Here is a 22,989-nt window from a genome sequence, read left to right as displayed (position 1 = left end):
CAGCTGAAGCGGCCGGAGTCTCAGCGGCCTCCGGCCGGCGTCGGGTCGCCCACCTCCACGTTGGTCTTCGGCGGATCGGTCCACACCGCGTCGACCCACTCGCGATACTTCGTCGGTTCCCAGAACTTGTCCTGGTAGAACGCGTGGCCGCGGATCACCATGCGCAGCCCGTCGGGCCCCGGCACCACGACGTCCAGGGCCTTGCGCCGGCGCCAGTTGGCCGAGCTGAAGCGCTCCCGCAGCAGGTGGCTGTTGAGCTTGCGCGTGGCCACTTCATCGGCATACGTGGCCAGCATCGGTTGTCCGATCTCGACGGCTCGCTCCCGCTCGCCCCCGTCGAGCTGCCGCCAGTAGTTCTCGCGCTGGGCCACGAACAGCCGGTAGCCGCGCTCGGCGGCCAGGTCGGCCCAGGCATAGGCCAGGGCGCGGTCCACCGGCTGGCCCTGGCCCTTCCACGCCATCTCGGCCAGCAGCGCCTGCGCGGGCTTGTCGCCATAGCTGGCGGCTTTCTCCAGCAGCGTCCGCGCCTGCGCGAAATCGCCTTCGGCATAGGCCTGCCAGCCTTCCGTGCGGTACTTCATGTCCGGATGCGCGTTGAGGAAGGCCTGCGTCTGCATGACCTCCAGGTCGTCGCCTTCGATCGGGGCGTCGTCCGCGACTGCGGCGAGCGGACTGCAGGACAGCAGGACAAGAAGGATGCGCGTGCACACAGTACTCATGACCACTCCCTGGTGATGGTGGACCGGGTGCCGCCGGCGTGCCGGCGGGAGCGCGCCTGATCGGGCGCCTGCCAAGGGTACGTCGTCGGTCCGCAAACCGTCGCAACCTTCGCCAGGCTTCCTGAACGCCGCACGTAACGCGGACGCGGGTCACGCGCGGGAATGACCAACGGCCCACGCCGGTTCTGCTGCATCTGTCCCAGCATCCATCTTGCCGGTGCGCTTGGCACCGCCGTTCACATCGAAGCGGAGGTCGCATGTCCGAGCTGTCCCCCACGGTCCGTCGTCCCGCGCGCGTGCTGGGTGCACTGGTGTCGCTGCTGCTGCCGGTGCTGGCTTCGCCGGCGCTGGCCGAGGAATGTCCCGACCGTTCCAGTTACGCGCCGGCGCGCGAGATCATCGCCGACCTCGGCCGCATCACCGCGCCGACCGGCGTGCAGGAGGAGTACGCGGTCGAGATCGGCGGGCTGAAGCAGTGGGTCAACGTGCGCGGCCAGGATCGCGACAATCCGCTGCTGCTGCTGGTGCACGGCGGCCCGGCCTCGCCGGTGATCCCGACGCTGTGGCAGTTCCAGCGCCCACTGGAGGAGTACTTCACCGTCGCCAACTACGACCAGCGCGGCGCCGGCAGGACCTTCCTGCTGAATCCACCGGAGGACGCCGCCGACACGATCAGGATCCAGCGCTACGTCGACGACGCCATCGAGCTGGCCGAGTACCTGCGCATGCGCTACCACAAGCGCAAGCTGGTCCTGGCCGGGCACAGCTGGGGCACGGTGGTCGCCATGCACGCGGCGCTGCAGCGGCCGGACCTGTTCCATGCCTACGTCGGCATGGGCCAGGTGATCAACGTGCGCACCAACGAGCAGCTGAGCTTCGAGTACGGCCTGCGCACCGCGCGCGAGCGCGGCAACCGGGAGGCGGTGCGCGAGATGGAGTCGATCGCGCCGTACCCGGGCGACCAGCCGATTACCCGCGAGCGCATCGTTATCGCCCGCAAGTGGCCGCAGTACTACGGCGGGATGAGCGCGTTCCGCGAGGAGTCGAAGTACTTCTTCCGGGGGCCGCGGCTGTCGCCGGACTACGACGACGCGGCGCGCTGCGCGATCAACGCCGGCAGCGTGTTCACCCTGGGGCGACTGCTGGACGAGTTCCTGCAGGTGGACTTCACCGGGGTGAAGCGCTTCCCGATCCCCGTGGTGATGTTAATGGGCCGCCACGACTACACCACGCCGTCCGAACCCACCGCCGCCTGGCTGGCGCAGGTGCAGGCGCCGTACAAGGCCGGCGTGTGGTTCGAGCGCTCGGCGCACATGATCCCGTGGGAGGAGCCGGGCAGGACCCTGGTCAGCCTGCTGGAGCAGGTGCGGCCGCTGGCGGTGCAGGGCGAGGCCGAAACGCAGCGCTGAGCCGCATCCATTCCATCCATCCCCATCCGGAGGTCCCGTGTCACTTGCCACCCTCGTCATCGCCGCGGCCGCGGCGTCGGCCGCACCGTCCATCGAGCCCGCCACCCGCGCGGCGATCGAGGCCACCTGCTTCGACTACGTCGACGGCCAGCTCGAAGGCGACCCGGCGCGGGTGGCGCGCGCGCTGCATCCTGACCTGGCCAAGCGCGCGGTGCTGGGCGATACGCCGGACGAGCGCCTGGGCCTGCGCCGGATGGGCAAGGAGGAGCTGGTCGCGCTGACCCGGCAGGGCGTGCTGAAGACGCCGAAGGAGCAATGGGACCGCAGCTGCACGGTGCTGGACGTGGCCGGCAATGCCGCGGTGGTGCGTGCGGAGACGCCATGGTTCGTCGACTTCTTCCACATGGGCCGTTTCGGCGAGCGCTGGATCATCGTCAACGCGCTGTGGCACCCGAAGCCGAAGCCCGGACAGGCGCCATGACCGGCGGCGGCCAGTGCCGCGCCGGCAACGGCGACTGAACGCTCGCCGCGTGCACCAACCAATGGCAGGGCAGCCGCGCCCCGACCCGGTCTAGGCTTGGCGCCGAATCCAGGGGGATCCTCCATGCGCACGCCCGTCGCCGCTCTGCCCGCCGTCGCCCTCGTCCTGCTGCTGTCGGCCTGTACCACCGCGCAGGTCCGGCTGCCGGCCGGGTTCTCCGACCAGGCCGAGGCCTTTGAAGTCAGCGGCCACTCGCCGCGCCGTTTCGGCGAGCCTGTGCGCTTCGGTCCCTACAGCGCGCTGGAAATGCGCGAAGGCTCGACCTTCTCCTGGACGGTGCCGGCGCTGGTCGCCGACCTGACCCGCACCTCCAGGCCGTACGCGTACACGCTGGTGGCGCGCGAGCAGCCGCCGGTGCAGGTGCAGTGCCATGCGCGCGCGTGGACGGCCAGTAGCGGCGGCGAGTCGCGCCGCCTGGAAGTGGACCTGACCGCGATGGCCGGGCCGCTGCTGGCCTGCGGCCTGAGCCTGGACGGGCAGGAAGCGCAGCCACTGCAGATCGTGCGCGAAGCCGGACGTTACGACGGCCGCCTGGTCGCGCCGTGGGGCCGCGAGTACGCGGTGCGCGCGATCCATGCCTACGACAGCACGCCGGTCGCTTCCAACATCCCCACCGGCTACGCCATCGTCGATGGCGACACCACGCTGGCGGTAGTGGACGTGGTCAATCGCGGCCGCGTGCACCTGGTCCGCGGCCTGGACGAGGACCAGCGCGTGTATTTCGCTGCGGCCGCCGCGGCGCTGCTGTTGCTTGATCCGGAGCTGGGCGGCTGACGGACGCCCGCATGGGATCGCGACGGTGCATGCGCGGTCCGCACGCATGGCGCCACGCATCCGTGGCGCCACTCCGCTGATGACATCGAAGCATGTGACCGGCGCACGCGGCGATTGGGCGCGCGCCGGCCGACGGCGTATCGTGGGCAAGGTTTCCCCCCGACGCCCACGCCACCATGAAGCATGTCCGCCTGATCGCCGTCTCCGTCTCCGCCGTGCTCGCCTTGGCCGGCTGCAAGCCCGCGCAGGAAAGCGCCGCACCCGACGCGGATGCGGTCACCGCCACCGCAGACACGGACCAGGCCTATCTCGCCTCGGTCGAACAGTGGCGACAGGAGCGTGAGGCCAGGCTGCGCGATCCGGACGGCTGGCTCAGCTTCACCGGTTCGGGCCAGGTCGCCGTCGGCAGGCACCGCGTCGGCAGCGCCAATGACAACGACATCGTCGTGCCCGGCGGTCCGGCGCACTGGGGTGTGCTGACCGTGCCCGCCGAAGGCGCGCCGGTGTTCCAGCCGGCCGCCGATGCCGGGCTGCAGGTGGACGGCAAGCCCTTCGCCGGCGGTCCGCTGCTGACCCAGCTCGACGAGGGCGGCCCCACCGGCATCCATTCCGGCGCGCAGCGCTTCTACCTGGTGCGCACCGGCGAGGTGTACGGCTGGCGCTACCGCGATCCGGAATCGCCCGCGCTGAAGGCGTTCGACGGCGTGCCGCATTTCCCGGTGGATCCGGCCTGGCGCATCGAGGCGAAGTGGACCGCGTTCGAGCCGGCGCGCACCCTGGACCTGGTGACCACCAACGGCACGATCGAACCGGCGCGCGTGCCGGGCCAGGCCGAGTTCGAGCTCGATGGCCAGCGCCACGTCCTGCTGCCGGTGCAGGAGGAGGAAGGCGACGAGCTGTTCTTCATCATCGCCGACCGCACCAGCGGCCGCGAAACCTACGGCGGCGCGCGCTTCCTGTACGTGCCGGCGCCCGAAGGCGACACCGTGGTGCTGGACTTCAACCGCGCGCAGAACCCGCCGTGCGCGCTCAACGGCCACGTGGTCTGTCCGACCGCGCCGCCGGAGAACCGCCTGCCGCTGCGCATCACCGCCGGCGAGAAGACCTACCCGCTGGCGCACTGAGGCGTTCACCGGCGCTTCCATCGCCTCTGGCAGGCTGGTGCCTGTCCACGCGAGGAACCGCCGATGCCACGTCGCACGCGCAAGCCGGCTGCCGCCGCCACCCAGCTGCTGGAGCTGGGCGTGTCGGTGCCGCAGGTGATGGCCGCACGGCTGCAGCGCATCGCGCAGGCCGGGGCCGTGCCCTCGGCGCGCGACCGCCGCGAGTTCGCCGGCATGGTCATGGAGAAGCCCTTCGCCTTCGCCCAGGCCTGGATGGCGATGTGGACCGAGACCGCGATCGCCCAACAGCAGCTGGCGCTGTCGCTGCTGTCCGGCGCGGGGCCGGCCGCGCAGTTCGCGCAGGGTGCGGCGGCGCTGGAACGCATCGCCGGGCGCGGCCTGGCGCCGGTGCGGCGCAAGGCCGGCGCGAACGCGCGGCGCCTGCGCAAGCGCTGATCGGCGCGGAGGTTCCCGGCGCCTATGCCGGCGGCCAGCCGCCGTTCAAGCCAGGCCTGCCAGCATGGCTTCGATACCGTCCCCTCCGGGGACGCGGGGAACCTGGAACACGATGCGCCCGACTATCGCCTGTGCCCTGATCCTGTCGCTGGCCGCCATGCCGGCCTTCGCCGGCGAAGCCATGCAGCCGGGCGAGCTCGACGCGCTGGACCTGTCGCTGCCCAACCAGGCCTACCGCAATGATCCGCCGGGCACCTGGTACGGCGACACCTCCGGCGTGCCGGCCAGCGAAAGCACGACCGTGGCGCGTCGCAGCGCATGCCCGACCGCGCCGGATGGCAGCGAGCGCGACGTCACCGGCAGCGTCAGCGCCGGCATCGGCCATTCCTCGCGGTTCGGCAACAGCAACTGGCAGGCCGCTTCCTTGAACTACTGCAAGGAATCGGCGGACGACGACGGCAATCCGCGCAGCTTCAACCTGCGCCTGGACGTCGGCACCTTCGATGGCGCGCTGCCCGGGGCGTGGATGGGCCCGCCGCCCGGCCCGCATCCGTGGGGACGCGGGCCGCGCTAAGGGCGCCTACTCCGCCTGCGCCGGCGCCCAGCGGTAGGCGCGCACCTGGTCGTCCAGCAGCAACGGGATCACCAGCAGCTGCCGGCCGGCCAGGTAGAGGTGGTCGGCCGAACCCTTCACCAGTTCGAGCAGCGGCGTGGCGTTGCCTTCGCCGTCCACGTGCAGCAGCTGGCCCCGGGTCCAGTCGGTGATCGTCCAGCCGCCCTGGCCGTCGGGCTCGATGCCGTCGATATGGCCGATCGGCGTGCTGCCGATGCGGCCCAGCGTGCGGTCGGCCAGCGCCACCGTCGACAGGTGGCCGAGCTGGCTGCCGTCCGGCGGGACCTGCCAGCTGCCCATCAGGAGGCGCTCGCCGTCCACGCGCAGCCCGTTGGGACGGCCGGTCACCGCCGGATCCAGTTCCAGCCACGGCTCGAAGTGGCCGTCGGCGAGGCGGAACACCGTGTCCAGGCGCCGGCTGAAGACGTAGACGTTGCCGTCGGCATCGGCGGTGGCGTCGTTGAACTGTCCCGGGCCGCCATCGGCCGGCGCGTGGCGGGCGAGGATCCTGCCGGCCTCGGTGTCGATCTCCACCAGCGCATCGTCGTCGCCGGCGTAGAGGCGGCCGTTGGCCAGCGCCAGTCCCTTCGGGTTCTCCAGGCCGGTCACCCACTGCAGGTCGAGGATGCGGCCGTCGGCATCGAGCCGGCTGACGAAGCCGTCGCCCGGCACCGCGTCTTCGCCGCGCGTGGCCATGTTGGACACATAGAACACGTTGCGCTGCGGGTCGAACACCACCGATTCGGGCGTGCTGAAGCCTTCGGCCACCCACAGCGGCGCGGGCGCCGGATGGGACGTGGCGGCCTGCGCGCCGGCGCAGGCGAGGGCCAGCAGCGCGGCCAGCGCCACGCGGGAAGCATCGGGAATACGGCGCATGGGACCTCCTTGCCTGTGACCGGGCAGTATCGCCTGTGCAAGTGGCCGCGTGGCCGCGCGATCTTCCGATGCATTGCCGCAGCGGCATCAGTGCCGGGCGGGCTTGCCGGAGGTGCTGCTGGAGCGCGAAGGGGCTTTCTTCGCCGGAGGCTTCTTCTTCGCCGCCGTCGCGTGCCTGGTGGCCGGGCGCCTGGCCGCGCCGTCGCTCGCACCGGCGGCGGCAACGTCGTGCGGGTGCAGCCAGGCGTCCCAGCCTTCGAAAACACTGGCCCAGGCTGGATCGAACGCCGGCGCCGCCGAGGCCAGGCCGGCCTCGTCCAGCGCCGCGACGGTGTCGCGGTGCCAGGCCTGCAGGGCTTCCTGCACGCCCTGGGCGAAGCCGGCCTGCGCCGCCAGGGCGATCTCCGCGGCCGCCTGGTGGTCGCCGAAGCGCTGCTGCAGCTGGCGCCAGAAAGCATCCGCCGGCAGCGACAGCAGCTTCTGCCAGTCCTGGGTGCGCAGCATCTCCTGCACGTCGGCGCTGCCGTCGACCAGGCCCTCGTTGATCATGCGCTGGCCGAACTCCAGCCACATCAGGGCGCTGTCCTGGACCAGTTCGGCCAGGCGCGACTGCAGCTCGCTGTTGGCCCGGTACAGGGCCAGGGGAAGTGCGGTGGGATCTTTCATGCGGGCGTCCTCCGGCGAGGGGCGGGATAGCGGCTATCCCTCGAAACGGATGCGGACCGAGTCGGCGCTGCGCTCGGCCGGGCCGTGGTACACGGCCTCGATGTTGTTGCCGTCCGGGTCCAGCACGAACGCGGCGTAATACCCGGGGTGGTAGCCGCGCAGGCCAGGCGCGCCGTTGTCGCGGCCGCCATTGGCCAGCGCCGCGGCGTGGAACGCTTCCACCATGGCGCGGTCGCGGGCCTGGAAGGCCAGGTGGTGGCGGCCGGTCAGCTGGCCGGTGGCCGCCTCGCTGCCGGCGGTGGAGACGAACAGCTCGTCGGCCCAGAACCAGTCCTCGCCCTCGCCGCCGATCGGGATCCCCAGAGCCTCGAGTACCGCGCCGTAGAAGGTGCGGCTGGCGTCGAGGTCGCGGACCACCAGCTGCAGGTGGTCGATCAGGCGGCCGCGGTGCAGTTCGCTGGTTTCCATGCGACGGGCTCCGTGAAGAAGGGGCGGCCCCAGTCTGCGCAGGAAAGGTTCAGTGGGCGTGAGCATGGCCCACCGCCGCCCACCGCCGCCACCGCGGGGCTATGCTGGGCGCGGCCCGTCCGAGGAAACGCCCATGCGCCCCGTCGCCCGTTCCAGGTTCGTCCTGCGCGCGCTGTGCGCGCTGTCCTGCAGCCTCGCCGTGCTGGTCCTGGCCGCATGTGCCGGCACCGCGGGAAGCGCGCGCCCCGCGCCGGCCGGCAAGGTCACCGTGGCAATGCCGGCCACGGCGTTGCCGGGTCCCTCGTTCGCCTTCGTGCCGCTGCTGCCGGCGACCAGCGCCGAGCTGGACGCGCGGGTCCAGGACGAGGAGTTCCGCATGCGGCTGGAACAGGCGCTGTCCACTGCGCTGCAGGCCAAGGGCTACCGCTCCGCCGGCGATGGCGCGGCGGATTTCCTGGTCGCCTACCGGGTCGGCGTGCGTGATCTCACCCAGGTGTTGCCGGTTGAGGAACAGGCCGGCGGCAGCACGCGCATGGCGGCGGTGGAATGCCGCGGTGGCCGCTGCTCGCAGCTGGTCGTGCGCAACGACAGCGGCGCGCCGGTCTCGCGCTACCGCTTCGTCGCCAGCGAGCGCACCGAAGGCGGCCTGCACGTGGAGGTGGTGGAACCGGAATCGCTGCGGGTGCTGTGGAGCGTACTCAACAGCGGCACGGTGCACCCGGGCGACGGCACGCAGGCACGACTGGATGCGATCGCCACGCGTACGCTGGAGTCCCTGCCGGCGAAGGCGCGCTGAGCGCGCGAAGCCTGCGGCGTGGCACGCCGCAGGCCTGGAGGAAGCGGAGTTGCGCGCGGTGGACGGATGGCCCGTCCACCTGCAGGTGCCGCGCCCCCGCGCTGCGCGGGCGCGCGGCACCGCTCGCTTAAGGAGTCGGCGTCGGCGACTTCGGGTTGGTGCTGGGCACCGGATGCGCCTTGGCGCGCGCGTCCTTCTTCTCGCCCGGGGTCATGCCGCGTTCCTTGCCGGCATCGATTTCCTCGTCGGTGACATAGCCGTCGCCATTGACGTCGTACTTGGCGAAATCGTCGGCGGTCTTGCGGCCGCCGGCGGTGAACTCGGCCAGGCTCAGGCGGTTGTCGCCATCGGTGTCCATCTTCTTCACCTTGTCGGTGCTGGACATGTTGCCGTCGCCGGCGAAGGCCGTGCCGGCGGCGAAGGCGCCGGTCAGGGCGGCAAGGGCAAGCAGCTGGATCTTCTTCATCGGTTCCTCCCGTGGGGCTGCGGTGGTGCAGGGACAGGCGCGAATGCACCGTGCCCCCCCATGTTCCGTGCCGCGACGTTGCCTGCGCGGCAAGGCGGCGCTGGCACGGAGTGAAAGGTTCAGCCGGCCAGGGCGAGCCCGGCGGCTTCGCCCGGCGCGGCCAGCAGCGGCTGGCGCGTCTCGTCGGTACACACCTGGAAGCGCTCCAGGGTGTTGGGGCCGAAGGTGCTGCTGATCGCCACGTCGGCCGCGTCGCGGCCGCGGGCGATCAGCACGCGGCCGATGCGCGGGGTGTTGTGGCGCGCGTCGAAGGTGTACCAGTCGCCATCGAGCCAGGCCTCGAACCACGCCGAGAAATCCATCGGCGCGTCCACCGGCGGGATGCCGATGTCGCCGAGGTAGCCGGTGCAGTAGCGCGCGGGGATGTTCATGCAGCGGCACAGGGCGACGGCGGCGTGGGCGAAGTCGCGGCACACGCCACGGCCTTCCTCGAGCGCGCGCCGCGCGCCGCGGGTCGGGTCGGCGTGGTGGTAGCCGAACTCGATCGCCTCGTGGACGTGGTCGCAGATCGCCTGCACCCGTGCCCAGCCCGGCGGGATGTGGCCGAAGCGGTCCCAGGCGTACTGCATCAGCACGTCGGTCTCGCAGTAGCGGCTGGCGCGCAGGAACACCAGGGTCTCGTCCGGCAGCGCCTCCACCGGCATCTGCATCGCGTCCGGCGCCTGGCGGTCGGGCAGGCCGCTGTCGCGCACCACCGCGTCGGCGGTGAGCATCAGCAGGCCGGCCGGGGCGACCAGGCGCGTGCAGGTATTGCCGAAGGCGTCGCGGAACTGCCGCGTCGGCAGCAGCGGCCAGGTCGACAGCGGTTGCATGTCGACGATGTCGTGGCTGCGCGAACCGTGGACGTCGAGCATCACCACCATCGGCGTGGGCTGCAGGAAGCGGTAGGCGATCTCGAACCCGAGGCGGATCAGCATCGGTGTGGCCCGTGGGGGTGGGGGAAGCCGATTGCACCGGTCGTGCGCGCAAGGCGGCGTGAAACATGGCCGGTTCGCGCGCATGGAAACTGTCGCGTTCAGCCACGCGCGACGCATCGTTAACGCCGCGCTGCGCGACGATCCGGTGGTCGTCCTCGCAAGGAGTGTTCCGATGCAGCAGCGCCGGTTGCGTTTCGGCCGTGGCTTCCGCGTGGTGGCCGAATGCCGCGGCGTGCAGGCCGCGCAGATGGTGATCGCCCCTGGTGACAGCGAGGGCGGGCCCGACAACCGCCATCGCGCCGTCGAGCAGTGGCTGTACGTGGTGTCCGGCAGCGGCGTGGCCATCGTCGACGGCGTACGCCGGCGTCCGGGCGAGGGCAGCCTGCTGCTGATCGAGCGCGGCGAGGCGCACGAGATCCGCAACACCGGGCGCACCCCGCTGCGCACGCTCAACTTCTACGCGCCGCCCGCGTACACGGAGGGGGGGCAACCCGCGTCCGCCGGCGCGGAGGCCGCGATGACGCGCCCGGACCGGTCCCTGGGCCCAGGCACTGCCACCCGCACCGGCATGGGCGTAGGCTCGGCCCGGCGGCACTGGCGCCGCGGAAGGGGAGGCGGACATGCAGACGCAAACGGTAGCCTCGAGGCCCCCGGCGTACTGGCTGGTGGCGATCCTGGCGCTGGTCTGGAACCTGATCGGCGTGGCGATGTTCTACATGCAGGTGACGATGGACGACACCCGCCTGGCGGCCCTGACCGAGCTGCAGCGGCAGGTGTACCAGGCCACGCCGGCGTGGGTGGACGTGGCCTTCGCCTTCGCCGTGTTCGGCGGGCTGCTTGGCGCGATCGGCTTGCTGGTACGCCGGCGCTGGGCGGTGACGATGTTCGGCATCTCGCTGCTGGCGCTGCTGGTGCAGTTCCTCGGGGCCTACCTGGTGACGCCGGCATGGGCGGCCTATGGCGCGGCGGGGCTGGCGATGCCGCTGCTGCTGCTGGTCATTGCCGCGTTCCTGTGGAGCTATGCGCGGCGGGCGCTGGCCCGCGGCTGGCTGCGTTGAGAGACCGGACCGGCGCGCCGCACGTGCGCGGCCGCCGGCCCACGCGAACGGAGGTGGCATGGATATCGGCATGATCGGCCTGGGCCGGATGGGCGCGAACATGGCCGCGCGGCTGCAGCGCGGCGGACACCGCGTGGTCGGTTTCGACCCTGGCGCCGGTGCGCGCGAACGGGCGGCCCAGGCGCACGGGCTGGAGACGGTGGAATCGCTGCAGGCGCTGGTGGCCGCGCTGCCGGCGCCACGCGCGCTGTGGCTGATGGTCCCGGCGGGCGAGCCGGTCGACGCCACGCTGGCTACGCTGCTGCCATTGCTGCAGGGCGGCGACATGGTGGTCGACGGCGGCAATTCCAACTACCGCGACAGCCAGCGCCGCGCGGCGCAGTGCCGTGCGCAGGGCATCGACTTCCTCGACTGCGGCACCAGCGGCGGGGTGTGGGGCCTGCAGGAGGGTTACAGCCTGATGGTCGGCGGCGATGCGGCAGCCTGCGAACGGCTGCGGCCGCTGTTCGAGACGCTGGCGCCGGCGCCCGATCGCGGCTGGGGCCGGGTCGGCCCGGAAGGCGCGGGCCACTTCGCCAAGATGGTCCACAACGGCATCGAGTACGGAATGATGCAAGCCTACGCGGAAGGCTTCGCGATCATGCAGCGCAAGGAGGAGCTGGCGCTGGACCTGCCGCATGTGGCCGAGATCTGGCGGCATGGCAGCGTGGTCCGTTCCTGGCTGCTGGACCTGGCCGCCGATGCGTTGCGCGACAACCCGTCGCTGGAAGGCATCGCGGCGTGGGTGCCGGACTCGGGCGAGGGCCGATGGACGGTGGCCGAGGCGGTGGAGCTGGACGTGCCGGCGCCGGTGATCACGTTGTCGCTGCTGGAGCGGCTGCGTTCGCGCGACCGTGAGTCCTTCAGCGACCGCCTGCTGGCCGCGCTGCGCGACCGTTTTGGCGGGCATGGGGTGAAACGCGAGTAGTGCCGGCGGGTGGGCGGAACGGCGGGTGCAGCAACAGCGAGGCAACAGCAACGGCAACGGCGTTGAGCTGGCCGGCTTCGGACGGAGCCGCGGCAGCGCGGGGTATGGCGCATCGCGCGGTTCCGCGTCCTGCTCCAACGCGCGAGCGCAGCACATCCATGTGCTGCTTGCGGCATACCCCCGCGCTACCGCGTCTTCCGGCGCGTTGAGGTCATGGCTTCTATCTCCTCTCTCTCCCACCGGGGTGAGACGGCATGTTTGCGCGCCACTTGCGCGCATGCCGTCGAACGCCCGCGTCCTCTGGACGCGGGCCGGGGCGCGGAGCGGGGGCAGGGGGGAAAGGGTCGGCAACCCGACAACGCACGCCTACCCTGCCTGCTTCAGGCAAGCGCGATCTCCCGCCGCTCGGCGTTGCTGCGCAGCCCCGCCTCGATCACCCGGATCGTCGCCAGCGCGTCCTCCACTGAAACAGGTGGCGGCGCTCCATCGGTGATCGCATCACGCAGCTGTGCGTAATAGGCGAGGTAGTCACCCGGCGGCGTCGGTGAGGCTTCCTCGCGCACGCTGCCGTCCGGCTGCACGCGCAGCAGGGTGCCCGGGCGCGGATCGCGGCCCCAGTCCGCGCCGCCGGGGATGGCACCGCCGCGCAGCGCGTCTTCCTGCGGGTCCAGGCCGTGCTTGATCCAACTGCCGCCGCTGCCGTGGACGGCGAAGCGCAGGCCGTGTCCGGGGACCAGCGAGCCGGCGTGCAGTACCGCGCGCAGGCGCGGATAGCGCAGCTGCACGTGGAAGTAGTCGACCGCGCTGGCGCCGTCGCGCTGCAGCCCCAGGTCGGCCTGCACGGCGAGCGGGGTGCCGAACAGCTGCAGGGCCTGGTCGACCAGGTGCGGACCCAGGTCGTACCACAGGCCGCTGCCGGGACCGGCGCGGTCGCGCCAGCGGTCGGGCACCTGCGGGCGGAAGCGGTCGAAGTGCGAGTGGAATTCGGCGACTTCGCCCAGCGCGCCGGCCTGGAGCAGTCCGCGCAGGGCGAGGAAGTCGGCGTCCCAGCGCCGATTGTGGAACACGGCCAGTACGCACCGGTGTTCGCGTCCGGCCTCGGCCATCGCCTGCGCCTGGGTCGTGTCCAGGGCGAAGGGTTTGTCGACGACGACATGCTTGCCGGCGGCCAGCGCCTGCAGCGCCAGCGGTGCGTGGGTGTCGTTGGGCGTGGCCAGCACGACCAGCTGGATCGCCGGATCGGCGAAGGCCGCGGCCGGCTCCGGGAGCACGCGCACCTGCGGAAGGGCGGCGTGCACCTTGGCCGGGTCGCTGGAGACCACGGTGTGCAGATGCAGGCCGGGCGTCGCCTCGATCAACGGCGCGTGGAACACGCGACCGGCCAGGCCGTAACCGACCAGTGCGACCTCGATGGTGGCCATGTCCGTGTCCTTGCTGGAACCAGTATGGATTACACGTGTGCGGGCGTGCTTCCGGCAAGCCTCGCGCGCCTGAATCCTGCACAACCTTCACGCCAGGATTCACCGACGCTAGACGCGCGGATCGGGAGACTGCGCCCCACATCCACAGGAAAGGAGTTTCGCCAATGTGCAGGAATGCATCGATTTTCGCGGTTGCCCTGGTCGCCGCGCTGGGCGCCAACATGGCGCTGGCCAACGACGAGAAGCCGGAGAAGAAGCCGGCCGCCGACGCCGATTCGTCGCAGCCGGTCAACGACACCTGGATCACCACCAAGGTGAAGTCGAGCCTGCTGGCCGACAGCGACGTGTCCGGCACCAAGCTCGAAGTCGACACCGTCGACGGCGTGGTCTACCTGACCGGTACCGCCGAGACCCAGGCCCAGGCCGACAAGGCCAAGGAGATCGCCAAGGGCATCGACGGCGTGTCCAAGGTCGACACCACCAAGGTGAAGGTCACCGGTTCGCGCTGACGGCGCGAAGGTTCTGGCGCACCGGGGTGACGACGGCGCGCCAAGCGGCGCGGAGTCCTTCTGGACTCCGCGCCGCTTTCTTTTCCGGCACCGGGTGATGCCTGTTACAGAACGTTACACGGGCCACGCCAGGCTTCGCTGGCCGTTCCGGGCGCCTCGGATAGAATCGGCCCCCTTCCCCACGCCGTACCCCGCCGAATGCCGATTGAAGCGAAGCCCACCGACGCGAGGGTAGAGGACCTGCTGGCGCGCATGACCCTCGAAGAGAAGGTCGGCCAGCTGGGCATCTTCGCGGACATGGTCCGTCCCTTCGCGCCGGACGTGAATCCGGAGACCAACGTCCGCAACGCCGCCGAAGTGCTCGAGCAGGTGCGCGCCGGCCGCGTGGGCGCGCTGTTCAATGGCGTCGGCGCCGAGCAGGGCCGCGAGATCCAGCGCGTGGCGGTGGAAGAAAGCCGGCTCGGCATCCCGGTGCTGCTGGCCGCCGACGTGATCCATGGCATGCGCACCGTGTTCCCGATCCCGCTGGGCGAAGCGGCCAGCTTCGAACCCGGGCTGGCCGAGCGCACCGCGCGCGCCACCGCGATCGAGGCCACCGCGGCCGGCCTGCACTGGACCTTTGCCCCGGCCGTGGACATCGCCCGCGACCAGCGCTGGGGGCGCGTCGCCGAAGGCGCCGGGGAGGACGTGCATCTGGGCTGCGCGTTTGCCGCCGCGCGCGTGCGCGGTTTCCAGGGCCCGGACCTGCGCGCGCACGATTCGCTGCTGGCCACGCCCAAGCACTTCGCCGCCTACGGCGCGGTAGCCGCGGGCATGGACTACAACTACGTGGAAATCTCGCGCGGCACCCTGCGCGACGTGCACCTGCCACCGTTCAAGGCCGCGTTCGACGCCGGCGCGCTGACGGTTATGACCGCGTTCAACGACATCAACGGCATCCCGGCCAGCGCCAACCATGCGCTGCTGACCACGCTGCTGCGCGGCGAATGGCAGTTCCCCGGCCTGGTGGTGTCCGACTACACCGCCGACATGGAGCTGGTCGCGCACGGCTACGCGGCCGACGACCGCGACGCGACCCGCCTGGCGTTCGCCGCCGGCATGGACATGAGCATGCAGAGCGGCCACTACGCCGCCCACCTGCCGGCACTGGTGGAGTCAGGCGTGGTGCCGGTGGAGGCGGTGGACGAGGCGGTACGCCGGGTGCTTTCGGTGAAGGCGGCGATCGGCCTGTTCGACGATCCGTACCGTTCCCTGGATCCGGCGCGCGAAGCCGATACCTCGCACCGCGAGGCGCACGAGGCGCTGGCCCGCGATGCGGCCCGGCGCTCGATCGTGATGCTGAAGAACGACGGCGGCGTGCTGCCGCTGCGGCGTGATGCACGCATCGCCCTGGTCGGCCCGTTCGCGCGCGACCGCGACAACATCGAAGGCTGCTGGACCCTGTTCGGCGACCGCTCGCGCTACGTCACCCTCGAGACGGGCATCGCCGCCGCGCTCGACGGAACGGGCGGTGCGCTGGAAGTGGTCGATGGCTGTGGCCTGGAAGCGCCGATCGAAGGCGGCATCGAGGCGGCGGTGGCCGCGGCCCGCCGCGCAGACGTGGTCCTGCTGGCGGTGGGCGAACCGCAGCGCTACAGCGGCGAGGCGCAGTCGCGCACCCGTATCGTCATTCCGCCGGCGCAGCAGGCGCTGGCCGAGGCGGTGGCTGCGACCGGCACGCCGGTGGTGGTGCTGCTGCGCAACGGCCGCGCACTGGCGCTGGAAGGCGCGATCCACGATGCGCAGGCGATCCTGGTGACCTGGTTCCTCGGCAGCCAGACCGGCCATGCCATCGCCGACGTGGTGTTCGGCGGGTACAGCCCGTCGGGCCGGCTGCCGGTGAGCTTCCCGCACGATTCCGGGCAGCAGCCGTACTTCTACAACCATCCGCGCACCGGCCGCCCTGAAACGCCGGAAATGTCCGAATTCAAGGCGCGCTGGCGCGAGTACCCGAACACCGCGCTGTATCCTTTCGGCCACGGTCTGGGTTACGGCAGGATCGAGTACGGCGAGACCCGCGTCGATGCTGCGACACTGGAATGGAACGGCGCGCTGACCGTGCGCTGCACGGTGCGCAACACGGGCGAGCGCGCGGCCGAGGAAGTGCTGCAGCTGTACGTGCACGACCGCGTCGGTAGCCGGGTGCGCCCGGTGCGCGAGCTGAAGGGCTTCCGCAAGATCCTGCTGCAGCCGGGCGAATCACGCGACGTGGAGTTCACCCTGTCGCGCGCGGACCTGGCGTTCACCCGGGCCGATGGCACCCATGGCGCCGAGCCGGGTGCCTTCGATGTGTGGATTGCGCCGTCTTCGGTCGCGGGAGCCCCGGCGAGCTTCGAGCTGCTCGCGCCGGCGGACGGACGCTGACGCGCCCGGCGCACCGGCGTCCGTCCGCAATCCTCGTTACCGTCAGATACCGTGCGGCTCGCCGCGTTCCCAGGCGCGCAGCACGGCGTGGCGGGCGCGGTTCCAGTCCAGGCGCGACGGGCCCTTGCTCGCTTCCCATTCCTGTTGCAGCTGGGCCTCGAGGCTGGCGAAGTCGTGCTGCGGATGGCGCCGGCGCGCGCCGTAGCCGAGGCGGTAGGCCGGGTCGAAGTCCTCGTAGCTGTCGCCTTCGAGGTAGTAGGGCTCACGGTTGTACTGCTGCTGCCAGTAGCTCGAATCGGTGAACGAGTCGACCGGCTCGCGGCCGGGGATCTGGTAACCGGGTTGCTGCGGGGCCATGGCGTCTCTCATGTTCATCGGATGAGCCTGCAACGTAGCGACGCGGCGGTTAACGCCGGTGTCCGCCGGCGTGATCGCGAGGTTATGCGCAGGCGCGGTTCAGCTGACCGCGCTGGGCGCGTCGTAGGGCATGGGCGCGGCGCCGGCCCGCAGCACCGCCGCTTCCGCACGCGGGAGCTCCCCGTCCTCGGCGTCGACCACCAGCAGGATGCGGCCGGCCTCGATCTCGTCCTCGAACCGGCGGCGCACTGGATCCGGCACGGTGGCGCCCATCAGCGCCGAGGACCAGCTGCCGACCAGCGCACCCACCGCCGCCATGATCCCGGCGCCGGCGAGGGTGATGCCCAGCGGCGGGATCGCGACCGCGGCCAGCCCGGCGACCAGCCCCATCGCACCGCCGCCGGCGGCTCCGCGCAGCGCTGCGGGGACCATGTCGGTATGCGCTTCGCGCAGGTCGCTGGGCACCGCTTCCATCTCGATGTCCGAGCGCGCGATCAGCGACAGCGAATCGCGTTCGATGCCGGCTTCGTGCGCGGCGGCCAGCGCCGCCTGCGCCGCGGCCAGGTTCGGGGTCGAGTAGATGCGTCGGGTCTTCATCGCGCGCTCCGTCGTTGGCAAGGGCGCCAATGTCCGGCCGCGGCGGTGATCCACGCGTGATCGCGGCGGGGCGGGATTCAGCCTCGCCGCGGAGATGTCACGATGCCGGCGGGGTGTCGGCGATGTCGCTGCTCTGCCGCGCCACGATCGCGGTGGCGGTGAGGTCGCCGGTCACGTTGCCGGTGGTGGCGAACACGTCGGGAATGGTGTCCACCGCCAGCAGCAGGCCCAGCGGTTCCACCGGCAGCCCCATCGACTGGGTCACCGGCATCACCGTGGCCATGAAGCTCACCTGGCCGGGCAGGCCCACCGAACCCAGGCTGATCACCACCGCCAGTGCCGAGCCGGCAGCCAGCTGCAGCGCGGTCAGTTCGATGCCGTAGGCCCAGGCCACGAACGCGGCGGCGACGAGGTACTGGATCGGCGAGGTGATGCGGAACAGGGTCACCGCCATCGGCAGCACCAGCGCCGCCACCGAGGGCGACAGGCCCAGCCGCTCGCGCGCGCTTTCCAGCATCGCCGGCAGCGAGGCCAGCGAGGACTGGGTGCTGGCGGCCACCACCTGCGCCGGCAGGATCGCGCTGGCGAACGCAGCGGGCGAACGCCGCGCGAATACCGCGACCAGTCCGTAGCAGATCGCGATCGCGCCGATGTACATCGCGCACTGCAGGACGATGTAGCCGGCCAGCGCGCCGACCACGCCAAGCCCGGCCTGCGCGCATACCGCCAGCATCAGCGCGAACACGCCCAGCGGCGCGGCCAGCAGCACCCAGTGCACGATCACGATCATGGTGTCGGCGATGCCGTGGCACAGGCCGACCACCTGAGCGCGCCGGTCCACCGCCACGCGGGTGAGGGCGAAACCGAAGAACAGCGCGAACACCACCAGCGGCAGCATCGCGCCCTGCGCGGCGGCCATGATCGCGTTCGACGGGATGATGTTGCCGATCCACTGCGCCAGCGTCGGCGCCTCGCCGACCGCCATCGCCGCCGGCGAGGCCTGCAGGGTCGCGGCCAGCTGCGGGCTGCGCGGCACCAGCGACAGCAGCGCCGGCGCCACCAGCGCCGCGTAGGCGGCGAACAGCGACAGCAGCACCACGAAGGTGGTGAGCGCGCGCCGCGCCACGCGTCCGGACGAGGCGGCGTCGGCGGCGGTGGCCACGCCCAGGATCACCAGCGCCAGCACCAGCGGCACCACGGTCATCTGCAGCGCGCTCAGCCACAGCTTGCCGACCGGCTGGGCGATGCTGGCGGCGGTGGCCGCCGCGCCCGGATGCCAGTGGGCCAGGGCCAGGCCGACGACGGCGCCGGCCAGCAGCGCGATCAGGACCCGCGCGGTCGCGCCCGGCCACCTCATCGCCCGGCCTCCTGCGCGGCCGGCAGCTGCCAGTCGCCGGCCAGCCGCGCGCGCTCGGCCTCGGGCAGCAGCACGAAGCGCGGCTGCGCGGCCGGCTCCAGCCAGCCCAGCAGCGCTTCCATGTCCGCGTCGGCCATCGCCGTGCAGCCGGCCGTGGCCTCGCCGGGCTTGCGCCACAGGTGGGCGAAGATGCAGCTGCCGCCCTGCGGCACGTTGTCGGGGTTGTGCCCGATCACCAGGCCCAGGCGGTAGCGCGGATCGCCCTTGGCATGCAGGTCCAGGCGCATCGGTTCGCTGGACCCGGCGACCGCCGCCTCGCCGACCTCGCGCGCGTCGACGATCAGGTTGTAGTGCGGCGACTCCGGCACGTCCATGCACCGGTGGCTGGCCTGCATCGGCAGGTAGGGCACGGCGGTGTCGGCCTGCGCGGCATAGCCGAAGGCCGGGCCGATCGCGAAGGCGCCGGCCGGGCTGCGCCCGTCGCCCTCGCGCTTGCGCGGGCCTTCGCCGAGGTCGGCCGCGGCGTGCAGGCCGGTGCCCCAGGCGCTGCCGTTGCGACCGATCGCCACGGCGAAGCCGCCGGCCTCACGCCAGGCGTCGCCGTCGCCTTCGCGCTGGTAGTAGCGCAGCGTCCCCTGGCTGGCGTCCCAGTCCGCGGTGGTCACCAGCACCAGCTGGCGCGCGCCCTGCAGCGGGCTGGAAGCCAAGGCCGCCGCGCTCGCGCACAGGGCCAGCAGCAGGGTGCCGAGGCGGGCGCCGAGCCCGCCGGCGCAGGTGGAACGGGAGCGGTCGGCAGGGTGGGCCATGCGGTTCGGTCCGTCAGGTATCCAGCAGGTGCCGGATGCGTTCGAGGTTGATGCCGAGCTGGCGGTGCCGCTCCGGGTTGGCATGGCACAGCAGCACGAACAGGAAGTCGAGCAGGTACTGCAGCGAGGAACGGTACAACAGCGCCTCGACGTGCGGCAGCGGATCGTGCGCGGACACCACCAGCGAGGCGTCGGCGTGGGCGCGCAGCGGGTTGGCGGTGTGGCGGGTGATCGAGACCACCTTGCCTTCGCAGGCCTGGAACTGGCGGCTGATCTGCGACAGCTGCGGCAGCTGGCCGAACTCGGAGAACAGCAGCATCACGTCGCCGGGCCGTGCCGCCGACAGGTTGGCCATCATCAGGATCGGGTCGGCGTGGTGCACCGTGAGCACGCCCAGCAGCGAAAGGCGCATGGAGAACTCGCGCGCGAACAGGCCGTCGTCGCCGAGGCCGAACACGAACACCTTGCCGGCGCCATCCAGCAGCCCGACGATCTCCTCGATCCGCGCGCGCGGGTTGAGCAGCCGGGTTTCCTCCTCGGCGGCGATCTTGCTGCGGCGCAGGCTTTCCTCGATGCGGGCGAAATCGTCGCCCTCGTCGGCCACCGGCGCGGCTTGGGCCGGCGCGTCGGCGCCGTTGCGCGCCACCGCCTGGCCGATGCTGTACTTCAGGTCCGGGTAGCCGCGGAAGCCGAACTTCTGGCTGAACTTCACGACCGACGACTGGCTCACTCCCAGCGCGCTGGCCAGCTGCTGCGAGGAGTAGTCGCGCAGCAGGTGGGCGTTGTCGAGGATGAAGTCGGCGATGCGGCGTTCGATCGCCGACATGTGGTCGCGTTCCGAGCGGATCTTCACCAGTGGCGGCATGGGCGCGATCTTGGTCCGGACGACGGCGGCCATGCAACCGGCGCTCAGCGCGCCAGCAGCTCCAGCCCGCGGATCTCGCTGATCCCCAGGCCGGGCGCGTCGGTGATGCTGATCTCCGACTCGTTGAAGATGACCCCGCCCTCGACCGGGTTGAACTGGCCCAGCGAGGGACCGTCGAGGTCGACCTTGCTGATCGCGTCGGCCTTGGCCACGGCCACGTGCACGGCCGCGGCGACCGAGACCGCCGATTCGATCATGCAGCCGATCATGCACTGGACGCCGTAGATCGAGGCGATGTCGGCGATGCGGATGGCGTTGGAGATGCCGCCGGTCTTCATCAGCTTGATGTTGATGATGTCGGCGGCGCGGCGCTGGATCAGGTCGAACACCTGGCTCGGCCCGAACACGCTCTCGTCGGCCATCACCGGGGTGTGCACGCGGTCGGTGACGTACTTCAGGCCCTCGATGTCGGCGGCCTTGACCGGCTGCTCCAGCAGTTCCAGCAGCACGCCGGCGTTCTCCAGCGTGTGCATGGCGTAGACGGCCTGCTTGGCGGTCCAGCCCTGGTTGGCGTCCAGGCGCAGCAGGGCGCGGCCCTCGACCGCGGCGTGGATCGCCTTGACCCGCTCGATGTCCAGGCCGATGTCCTTGCCGACCTTGATCTTCAGCGAGTCGAAGCCGCGGTCCACCGCGGCGATCGAGTCGGCGACCATCTTGTCGATGTGGTCCACCGAGATGGTGATGTCGGTGGTGATGACCGGATCGCCGCCGCCGAGCATCTTGTACAGCGGCGCGTCGTACAGCTGGCCCCACAGGTCGTAGATGGCGATTTCCACCGCCGCCTTGGCGCTGGTGTTGCGCTCCAGCGAGCCCTGGATCAGGGCGCAGATGCGGTTGAGGTTGGCGATCTCCTGGCCGATCAGGCGCGGCTTGATGAAGCGGTCGATCGCCTCGATGATCGAACCATGGGTATCGCCGGTGATCACCGCGGTGGCCGGCGCCTCGCCGTAGCCGGTGTGGCCGGTGTGGGTGCGGACCAGGACGACGATGTCCTCGACCGTGTCGACGGTGCGCAGCGCGGTCTTGAACGGCGTCTTCAAGGGCACGCGCAGCATGCCCAGTTCGATGTCGGTGATCTTCATGGAGAGGCTTGGGCTTCCGGGTTCACGGGCCGCATCCGCTGGATGCTGGTGATGCGGTCCACGTAGGTTTCTTCGTCGCCGAACAGCATCGGCTCCAGCGGGGTCACCGACACGCCGTTGAGGCCGGCGCGCACGCGCTGGCCGTCGGCGCCGAGCCAGCTGCCGCCGTTGGTGTCGTGGATCATGTAGGCGTTGCCGTCCTGGTGGCCGATGGCCACCATCACGTGGCCCGGGATGTAGACCAGGTCGCCGGCCTGCAGGCCGCGCACGGCCTCCATGCGCCTGTCGCGGCTGTCGCCGCGCTCGAACGCGATCCGGTCCAGCGCCGGGCTCACCGCCTGGTCGCGGGTGTTGCGCGGGACCAGCACGCCGAAGCTGCGGTAGATCTCGGAGACGAAGCCGCTGCAGTCGCGGGCATCGTAGGAATGGCCCCAGCCGTAGCGCTCGCCGAGGAACTTGAAGGCCTGGCGGATGAGGTTGGCGCGGGTCAGCGGCAGGTAGTCGTCGGCGACGTCGGCCGAGCGCGGCACCAGCGCCGGCACGAACTCCAGGCGGCCATTAGCGTCGCGTACCGGCAGGTCGACCACGTGCGAGGCGTACGGATGCTGGCCGTTGACGCGCTGGTCGGCCGGCCAGTCGCTGCGCAGCGGCAGGCGCAGGCCCATGTCCAGCTGCAGCGCCGAGACGCGCGGCTCTTCCGGGGTATAGGCGGTGCGCACGGTGGCGCCGGTCACCACGATGTACGGCGCGCGCTTGGCGTAGCCGAGCACCGCCTCGCGCTCGCCGATGGCGACGTGGCGGGTTTCGATCCAGGCCTCGTAGCGCTCGCTGGCCACGAACAGCCACTGGCCGTCGCGGCTGCGGTGCAGCACGGCCACCGCGTCGCCGGGGAACAGCGCCGATTCCTGGAAGCGGTCGATGTCGGTGTCGCCGGGCGAGCTGAACACCCGCAGCGAGGTCGGGAACGCGCGCAGGGCGGCGCGGTGCACGACCAGGCCGAAGCGCAGCGGCTGGCTGGCCGGGATCGCATCCAGCGCGATCGCGCGCTGCAGCGCATCAAGTTCGCGCTTCGGCACGGTCTTGCCGTGCACGTCGTAGAGGGTGCGGGTCGGGGCCGCGGACAGCGCCTCGACCCGCTCGCGCACCAGTGCCCGCGGCAACGGGTCTGGCAGAGCGGCGATGTCGTGGATCGAAGGATCACCGGCGCGCATGCGCGCGTTCTGCGCCTCGATCTGGGCGCGATCCAGGACCAGGGCGTCCGGATCGGGCAGCTGCGCGATCCAGTGCTCCGGCGCCAGGTCGGCCAGGGTCACGCCGATGACGGCGGTGGGCGTGGCCGGCGCAGGCGCCGGTTCGCGGGCGGCCAGGGTGGCCGGCAGCAGGGCGGCCAGCAGCAGCCAGGCGCGCGGCAGGTGCGCACGGCGACGGGCCGCGGGCGCGTGACTAAGGGCGCTCATGTCGCCGGATCCTCCCCTTGAGGCGGGTTGCGGAAGAATAGTTATTCCGAATATCGGCGACGTCAAGAATAAATTATTGACCCGCTACCGGGGCCGTGTTACATCACGCCTACCACCGCACAAAGGGGAAGTGTCGCCGTGGAACACCGCCGCCGCCAGCGTCCTGCACCACAGGCCGCGCGCAGG

The 22,989-nt window shown here is 71.4% G+C and carries 25 protein-coding genes and 1 pseudogene; 12 read left to right on the top strand and 14 right to left on the bottom strand.

Annotation, left to right across the window (positions count from 1 at the left end; all coding sequences use genetic code 11):
• Positions 1-20: 20 nt before the first annotated feature.
• Positions 21-719, bottom strand: a complete 699-nt coding sequence (locus M503_RS16195) for a tetratricopeptide repeat protein (protein ID WP_155952024.1) — start codon at positions 717-719, stop codon at positions 21-23.
• Positions 720-976: 257 nt separating this feature from the next.
• Here M503_RS16195 and M503_RS16190 point away from each other — a divergent pair, with 257 nt between their 5' ends.
• The 6 genes from M503_RS16190 (at position 977) to M503_RS0110050 (ending at position 5,576) form a co-directional block, all read left to right on the top strand.
• Entirely contained in the window at positions 977-2,128 is a 1,152-nt protein-coding gene (locus M503_RS16190) for an alpha/beta hydrolase (protein ID WP_051414513.1), read from the top strand.
• Between the two features lie 37 nt (positions 2,129-2,165).
• Complete coding sequence (locus M503_RS0110070; protein ID WP_028920340.1) at positions 2,166-2,609, top strand: nuclear transport factor 2 family protein; 444 nt, start codon at positions 2,166-2,168, stop codon at positions 2,607-2,609.
• 123 nt (positions 2,610-2,732) lie between these two features.
• Positions 2,733-3,443: a hypothetical protein gene (locus tag M503_RS0110065; protein WP_028920339.1), complete on the top strand. Its 711-nt coding sequence runs from the start codon at positions 2,733-2,735 to the stop codon at positions 3,441-3,443.
• A 176-nt stretch (positions 3,444-3,619) separates the two neighbouring features.
• A complete protein-coding gene (locus M503_RS0110060; RefSeq protein WP_051414511.1) occupies positions 3,620-4,567 on the top strand; it encodes a DUF1684 domain-containing protein in 948 nt (315 codons plus the stop codon).
• A gap of 63 nt (positions 4,568-4,630) precedes the next feature.
• Positions 4,631-5,002: a hypothetical protein gene (locus M503_RS0110055; RefSeq protein ID WP_028920337.1), complete on the top strand. Its 372-nt coding sequence runs from the start codon at positions 4,631-4,633 to the stop codon at positions 5,000-5,002.
• A 112-nt stretch (positions 5,003-5,114) separates the two neighbouring features.
• The gene (locus tag M503_RS0110050; protein ID WP_028920336.1) at positions 5,115-5,576 is read left to right on the top strand and encodes a hypothetical protein; all 462 of its coding nucleotides are present in this window, start codon (positions 5,115-5,117) and stop codon (positions 5,574-5,576) included.
• A 6-nt stretch (positions 5,577-5,582) separates the two neighbouring features.
• Here the strand turns inward: M503_RS0110050 and M503_RS0110045 are convergent, their stop codons facing one another.
• From M503_RS0110045 to M503_RS0110035, 3 genes are all read right to left on the bottom strand, one after another.
• Positions 5,583-6,491, bottom strand: a complete 909-nt coding sequence (locus M503_RS0110045) for an SMP-30/gluconolactonase/LRE family protein (protein ID WP_155952023.1) — start codon at positions 6,489-6,491, stop codon at positions 5,583-5,585.
• A gap of 87 nt (positions 6,492-6,578) precedes the next feature.
• Complete coding sequence (locus M503_RS0110040; protein ID WP_028920334.1) at positions 6,579-7,157, bottom strand: phasin family protein; 579 nt, start codon at positions 7,155-7,157, stop codon at positions 6,579-6,581.
• 33 nt (positions 7,158-7,190) lie between these two features.
• Positions 7,191-7,625, bottom strand: a complete 435-nt coding sequence (locus M503_RS0110035) for a VOC family protein (protein WP_028920333.1) — start codon at positions 7,623-7,625, stop codon at positions 7,191-7,193.
• Positions 7,626-7,758: 133 nt separating this feature from the next.
• Here M503_RS0110035 and M503_RS0110030 point away from each other — a divergent pair, with 133 nt between their 5' ends.
• The gene (locus M503_RS0110030; RefSeq protein ID WP_028920332.1) at positions 7,759-8,421 is read left to right on the top strand and encodes a DUF4136 domain-containing protein; all 663 of its coding nucleotides are present in this window, start codon (positions 7,759-7,761) and stop codon (positions 8,419-8,421) included.
• A 127-nt stretch (positions 8,422-8,548) separates the two neighbouring features.
• Here M503_RS0110030 and M503_RS16185 read toward each other — a convergent pair whose 3' ends face one another.
• Both M503_RS16185 and M503_RS0110020 read right to left on the bottom strand, forming a co-directional pair.
• Positions 8,549-8,887: a hypothetical protein gene (locus M503_RS16185; protein ID WP_024870052.1), complete on the bottom strand. Its 339-nt coding sequence runs from the start codon at positions 8,885-8,887 to the stop codon at positions 8,549-8,551.
• A gap of 119 nt (positions 8,888-9,006) precedes the next feature.
• On the bottom strand, positions 9,007-9,864 hold the full coding sequence (locus M503_RS0110020) for a transglutaminase-like domain-containing protein (RefSeq protein WP_028920331.1): 858 nt from the start codon (positions 9,862-9,864) through the stop codon (positions 9,007-9,009).
• 172 nt (positions 9,865-10,036) lie between these two features.
• On the opposite strand from M503_RS0110020, the pseudogene M503_RS17800 reads away from it, so the two are divergent.
• The 3 genes and pseudogenes from M503_RS17800 to gnd all read left to right on the top strand — a co-directional run.
• Positions 10,037-10,369: pseudogene (locus M503_RS17800) on the top strand (cupin domain-containing protein); the annotation flags it as partial.
• 115 nt (positions 10,370-10,484) lie between these two features.
• A complete protein-coding gene (locus tag M503_RS17795) occupies positions 10,485-10,922 on the top strand; it encodes a hypothetical protein (protein WP_028920330.1) in 438 nt (145 codons plus the stop codon).
• Positions 10,923-10,980: 58 nt separating this feature from the next.
• Positions 10,981-11,889, top strand: coding sequence for a phosphogluconate dehydrogenase (NAD(+)-dependent, decarboxylating) (gnd, locus tag M503_RS0110010; protein WP_028920329.1), 909 nt, complete (start codon positions 10,981-10,983; stop codon positions 11,887-11,889).
• A gap of 380 nt (positions 11,890-12,269) precedes the next feature.
• Here the strand turns inward: gnd and M503_RS0110005 are convergent, their stop codons facing one another.
• Positions 12,270-13,310 (bottom strand): oxidoreductase, encoded by a 1,041-nt coding sequence (locus tag M503_RS0110005; RefSeq protein WP_028920328.1) that lies wholly within the window; start codon positions 13,308-13,310, stop codon positions 12,270-12,272.
• A 164-nt stretch (positions 13,311-13,474) separates the two neighbouring features.
• Between M503_RS0110005 and M503_RS0110000 the strand changes: the two genes are divergently transcribed.
• Together M503_RS0110000 and M503_RS0109995 are read left to right on the top strand one after the other, a co-directional pair.
• Positions 13,475-13,819, top strand: coding sequence for a BON domain-containing protein (locus M503_RS0110000; protein WP_028920327.1), 345 nt, complete (start codon positions 13,475-13,477; stop codon positions 13,817-13,819).
• 198 nt (positions 13,820-14,017) lie between these two features.
• The gene (locus M503_RS0109995; RefSeq protein ID WP_028920326.1) at positions 14,018-16,222 is read left to right on the top strand and encodes a glycoside hydrolase family 3 N-terminal domain-containing protein; all 2,205 of its coding nucleotides are present in this window, start codon (positions 14,018-14,020) and stop codon (positions 16,220-16,222) included.
• 42 nt (positions 16,223-16,264) lie between these two features.
• Here M503_RS0109995 and M503_RS0109990 read toward each other — a convergent pair whose 3' ends face one another.
• The 7 genes from M503_RS0109990 to M503_RS0109960 form a co-directional block, all read right to left on the bottom strand.
• Positions 16,265-16,597: a hypothetical protein gene (locus M503_RS0109990; RefSeq protein ID WP_231472352.1), complete on the bottom strand. Its 333-nt coding sequence runs from the start codon at positions 16,595-16,597 to the stop codon at positions 16,265-16,267.
• 81 nt (positions 16,598-16,678) lie between these two features.
• Positions 16,679-17,176: a hypothetical protein gene (locus M503_RS0109985; RefSeq protein ID WP_028920324.1), complete on the bottom strand. Its 498-nt coding sequence runs from the start codon at positions 17,174-17,176 to the stop codon at positions 16,679-16,681.
• Between the two features lie 97 nt (positions 17,177-17,273).
• Positions 17,274-18,533: a dicarboxylate/amino acid:cation symporter gene (locus M503_RS0109980; protein WP_028920323.1), complete on the bottom strand. Its 1,260-nt coding sequence runs from the start codon at positions 18,531-18,533 to the stop codon at positions 17,274-17,276.
• A complete protein-coding gene (locus tag M503_RS0109975; protein ID WP_051414506.1) occupies positions 18,530-19,339 on the bottom strand; it encodes a L,D-transpeptidase family protein in 810 nt (269 codons plus the stop codon). The genes M503_RS0109980 and M503_RS0109975 overlap by 4 nt, the downstream gene beginning before the upstream one ends.
• 13 nt (positions 19,340-19,352) lie before the next feature.
• Complete coding sequence (locus tag M503_RS0109970; RefSeq protein ID WP_028920321.1) at positions 19,353-20,204, bottom strand: MurR/RpiR family transcriptional regulator; 852 nt, start codon at positions 20,202-20,204, stop codon at positions 19,353-19,355.
• Positions 20,205-20,248: 44 nt separating this feature from the next.
• Positions 20,249-21,346 (bottom strand): dipeptide epimerase, encoded by a 1,098-nt coding sequence (locus M503_RS0109965; RefSeq protein WP_028920320.1) that lies wholly within the window; start codon positions 21,344-21,346, stop codon positions 20,249-20,251.
• Entirely contained in the window at positions 21,343-22,803 is a 1,461-nt protein-coding gene (locus tag M503_RS0109960) for an SH3 domain-containing protein (RefSeq protein ID WP_028928238.1), read from the bottom strand. Before M503_RS0109960 ends, M503_RS0109965 begins: the two co-directional genes overlap by 4 nt.
• Positions 22,804-22,989: the final 186 nt, after the last annotated feature.

Origin of the sequence: Pseudoxanthomonas suwonensis J47 (genome assembly GCF_000513955.1) — a bacterium.
Taxonomy (GTDB): domain Bacteria; phylum Pseudomonadota; class Gammaproteobacteria; order Xanthomonadales; family Xanthomonadaceae; genus Pseudoxanthomonas; species Pseudoxanthomonas suwonensis_C.
The sequence above is the reverse complement of the archived record's forward strand: the minus strand, read 5'-3'. Positions and strand labels throughout refer to the sequence as shown.

What these genes read in the sequence shown, in the direction of transcription:
- gnd (WP_028920329.1), top strand. Translation starts at nt 10,981, where the DNA reads ATGGATATCGGCATGATCGGCCTGGGCCGGATGGGCGCGAACATGGCC.
- M503_RS17795 (WP_028920330.1), top strand. Translation starts at nt 10,485, where the DNA reads ATGCAGACGCAAACGGTAGCCTCGAGGCCCCCGGCGTACTGGCTGGTG.
- M503_RS0110000 (WP_028920327.1), top strand. Translation starts at nt 13,475, where the DNA reads ATGTGCAGGAATGCATCGATTTTCGCGGTTGCCCTGGTCGCCGCGCTG.
- M503_RS0109980 (WP_028920323.1), bottom strand. Translation starts at nt 18,533, where the DNA reads ATGAGGTGGCCGGGCGCGACCGCGCGGGTCCTGATCGCGCTGCTGGCC.
- M503_RS16185 (WP_024870052.1), bottom strand. Translation starts at nt 8,887, where the DNA reads ATGAAGAAGATCCAGCTGCTTGCCCTTGCCGCCCTGACCGGCGCCTTC.
- M503_RS0110060 (WP_051414511.1), top strand. Translation starts at nt 3,620, where the DNA reads ATGAAGCATGTCCGCCTGATCGCCGTCTCCGTCTCCGCCGTGCTCGCC.
- M503_RS0110030 (WP_028920332.1), top strand. Translation starts at nt 7,759, where the DNA reads ATGCGCCCCGTCGCCCGTTCCAGGTTCGTCCTGCGCGCGCTGTGCGCG.
- M503_RS0110065 (WP_028920339.1), top strand. Translation starts at nt 2,733, where the DNA reads ATGCGCACGCCCGTCGCCGCTCTGCCCGCCGTCGCCCTCGTCCTGCTG.
- M503_RS16190 (WP_051414513.1), top strand. Translation starts at nt 977, where the DNA reads ATGTCCGAGCTGTCCCCCACGGTCCGTCGTCCCGCGCGCGTGCTGGGT.
- M503_RS0110040 (WP_028920334.1), bottom strand. Translation starts at nt 7,157, where the DNA reads ATGAAAGATCCCACCGCACTTCCCCTGGCCCTGTACCGGGCCAACAGC.
- M503_RS0109970 (WP_028920321.1), bottom strand. Translation starts at nt 20,204, where the DNA reads ATGCCGCCACTGGTGAAGATCCGCTCGGAACGCGACCACATGTCGGCG.
- M503_RS0109995 (WP_028920326.1), top strand. Translation starts at nt 14,018, where the DNA reads ATGCCGATTGAAGCGAAGCCCACCGACGCGAGGGTAGAGGACCTGCTG.
- M503_RS16195 (WP_155952024.1), bottom strand. Translation starts at nt 719, where the DNA reads ATGAGTACTGTGTGCACGCGCATCCTTCTTGTCCTGCTGTCCTGCAGT.
- M503_RS0109960 (WP_028928238.1), bottom strand. Translation starts at nt 22,803, where the DNA reads ATGAGCGCCCTTAGTCACGCGCCCGCGGCCCGTCGCCGTGCGCACCTG.
- M503_RS0110050 (WP_028920336.1), top strand. Translation starts at nt 5,115, where the DNA reads ATGCGCCCGACTATCGCCTGTGCCCTGATCCTGTCGCTGGCCGCCATG.
- M503_RS0109975 (WP_051414506.1), bottom strand. Translation starts at nt 19,339, where the DNA reads ATGGCCCACCCTGCCGACCGCTCCCGTTCCACCTGCGCCGGCGGGCTC.
- M503_RS0110035 (WP_028920333.1), bottom strand. Translation starts at nt 7,625, where the DNA reads ATGGAAACCAGCGAACTGCACCGCGGCCGCCTGATCGACCACCTGCAG.
- M503_RS0110045 (WP_155952023.1), bottom strand. Translation starts at nt 6,491, where the DNA reads ATGCGCCGTATTCCCGATGCTTCCCGCGTGGCGCTGGCCGCGCTGCTG.
- M503_RS0109990 (WP_231472352.1), bottom strand. Translation starts at nt 16,597, where the DNA reads ATGAACATGAGAGACGCCATGGCCCCGCAGCAACCCGGTTACCAGATC.
- M503_RS0110055 (WP_028920337.1), top strand. Translation starts at nt 4,631, where the DNA reads ATGCCACGTCGCACGCGCAAGCCGGCTGCCGCCGCCACCCAGCTGCTG.
- M503_RS0109965 (WP_028920320.1), bottom strand. Translation starts at nt 21,346, where the DNA reads ATGAAGATCACCGACATCGAACTGGGCATGCTGCGCGTGCCCTTGAAG.
- M503_RS0110020 (WP_028920331.1), bottom strand. Translation starts at nt 9,864, where the DNA reads ATGCTGATCCGCCTCGGGTTCGAGATCGCCTACCGCTTCCTGCAGCCC.
- M503_RS0110005 (WP_028920328.1), bottom strand. Translation starts at nt 13,310, where the DNA reads ATGGCCACCATCGAGGTCGCACTGGTCGGTTACGGCCTGGCCGGTCGC.
- M503_RS0109985 (WP_028920324.1), bottom strand. Translation starts at nt 17,176, where the DNA reads ATGAAGACCCGACGCATCTACTCGACCCCGAACCTGGCCGCGGCGCAG.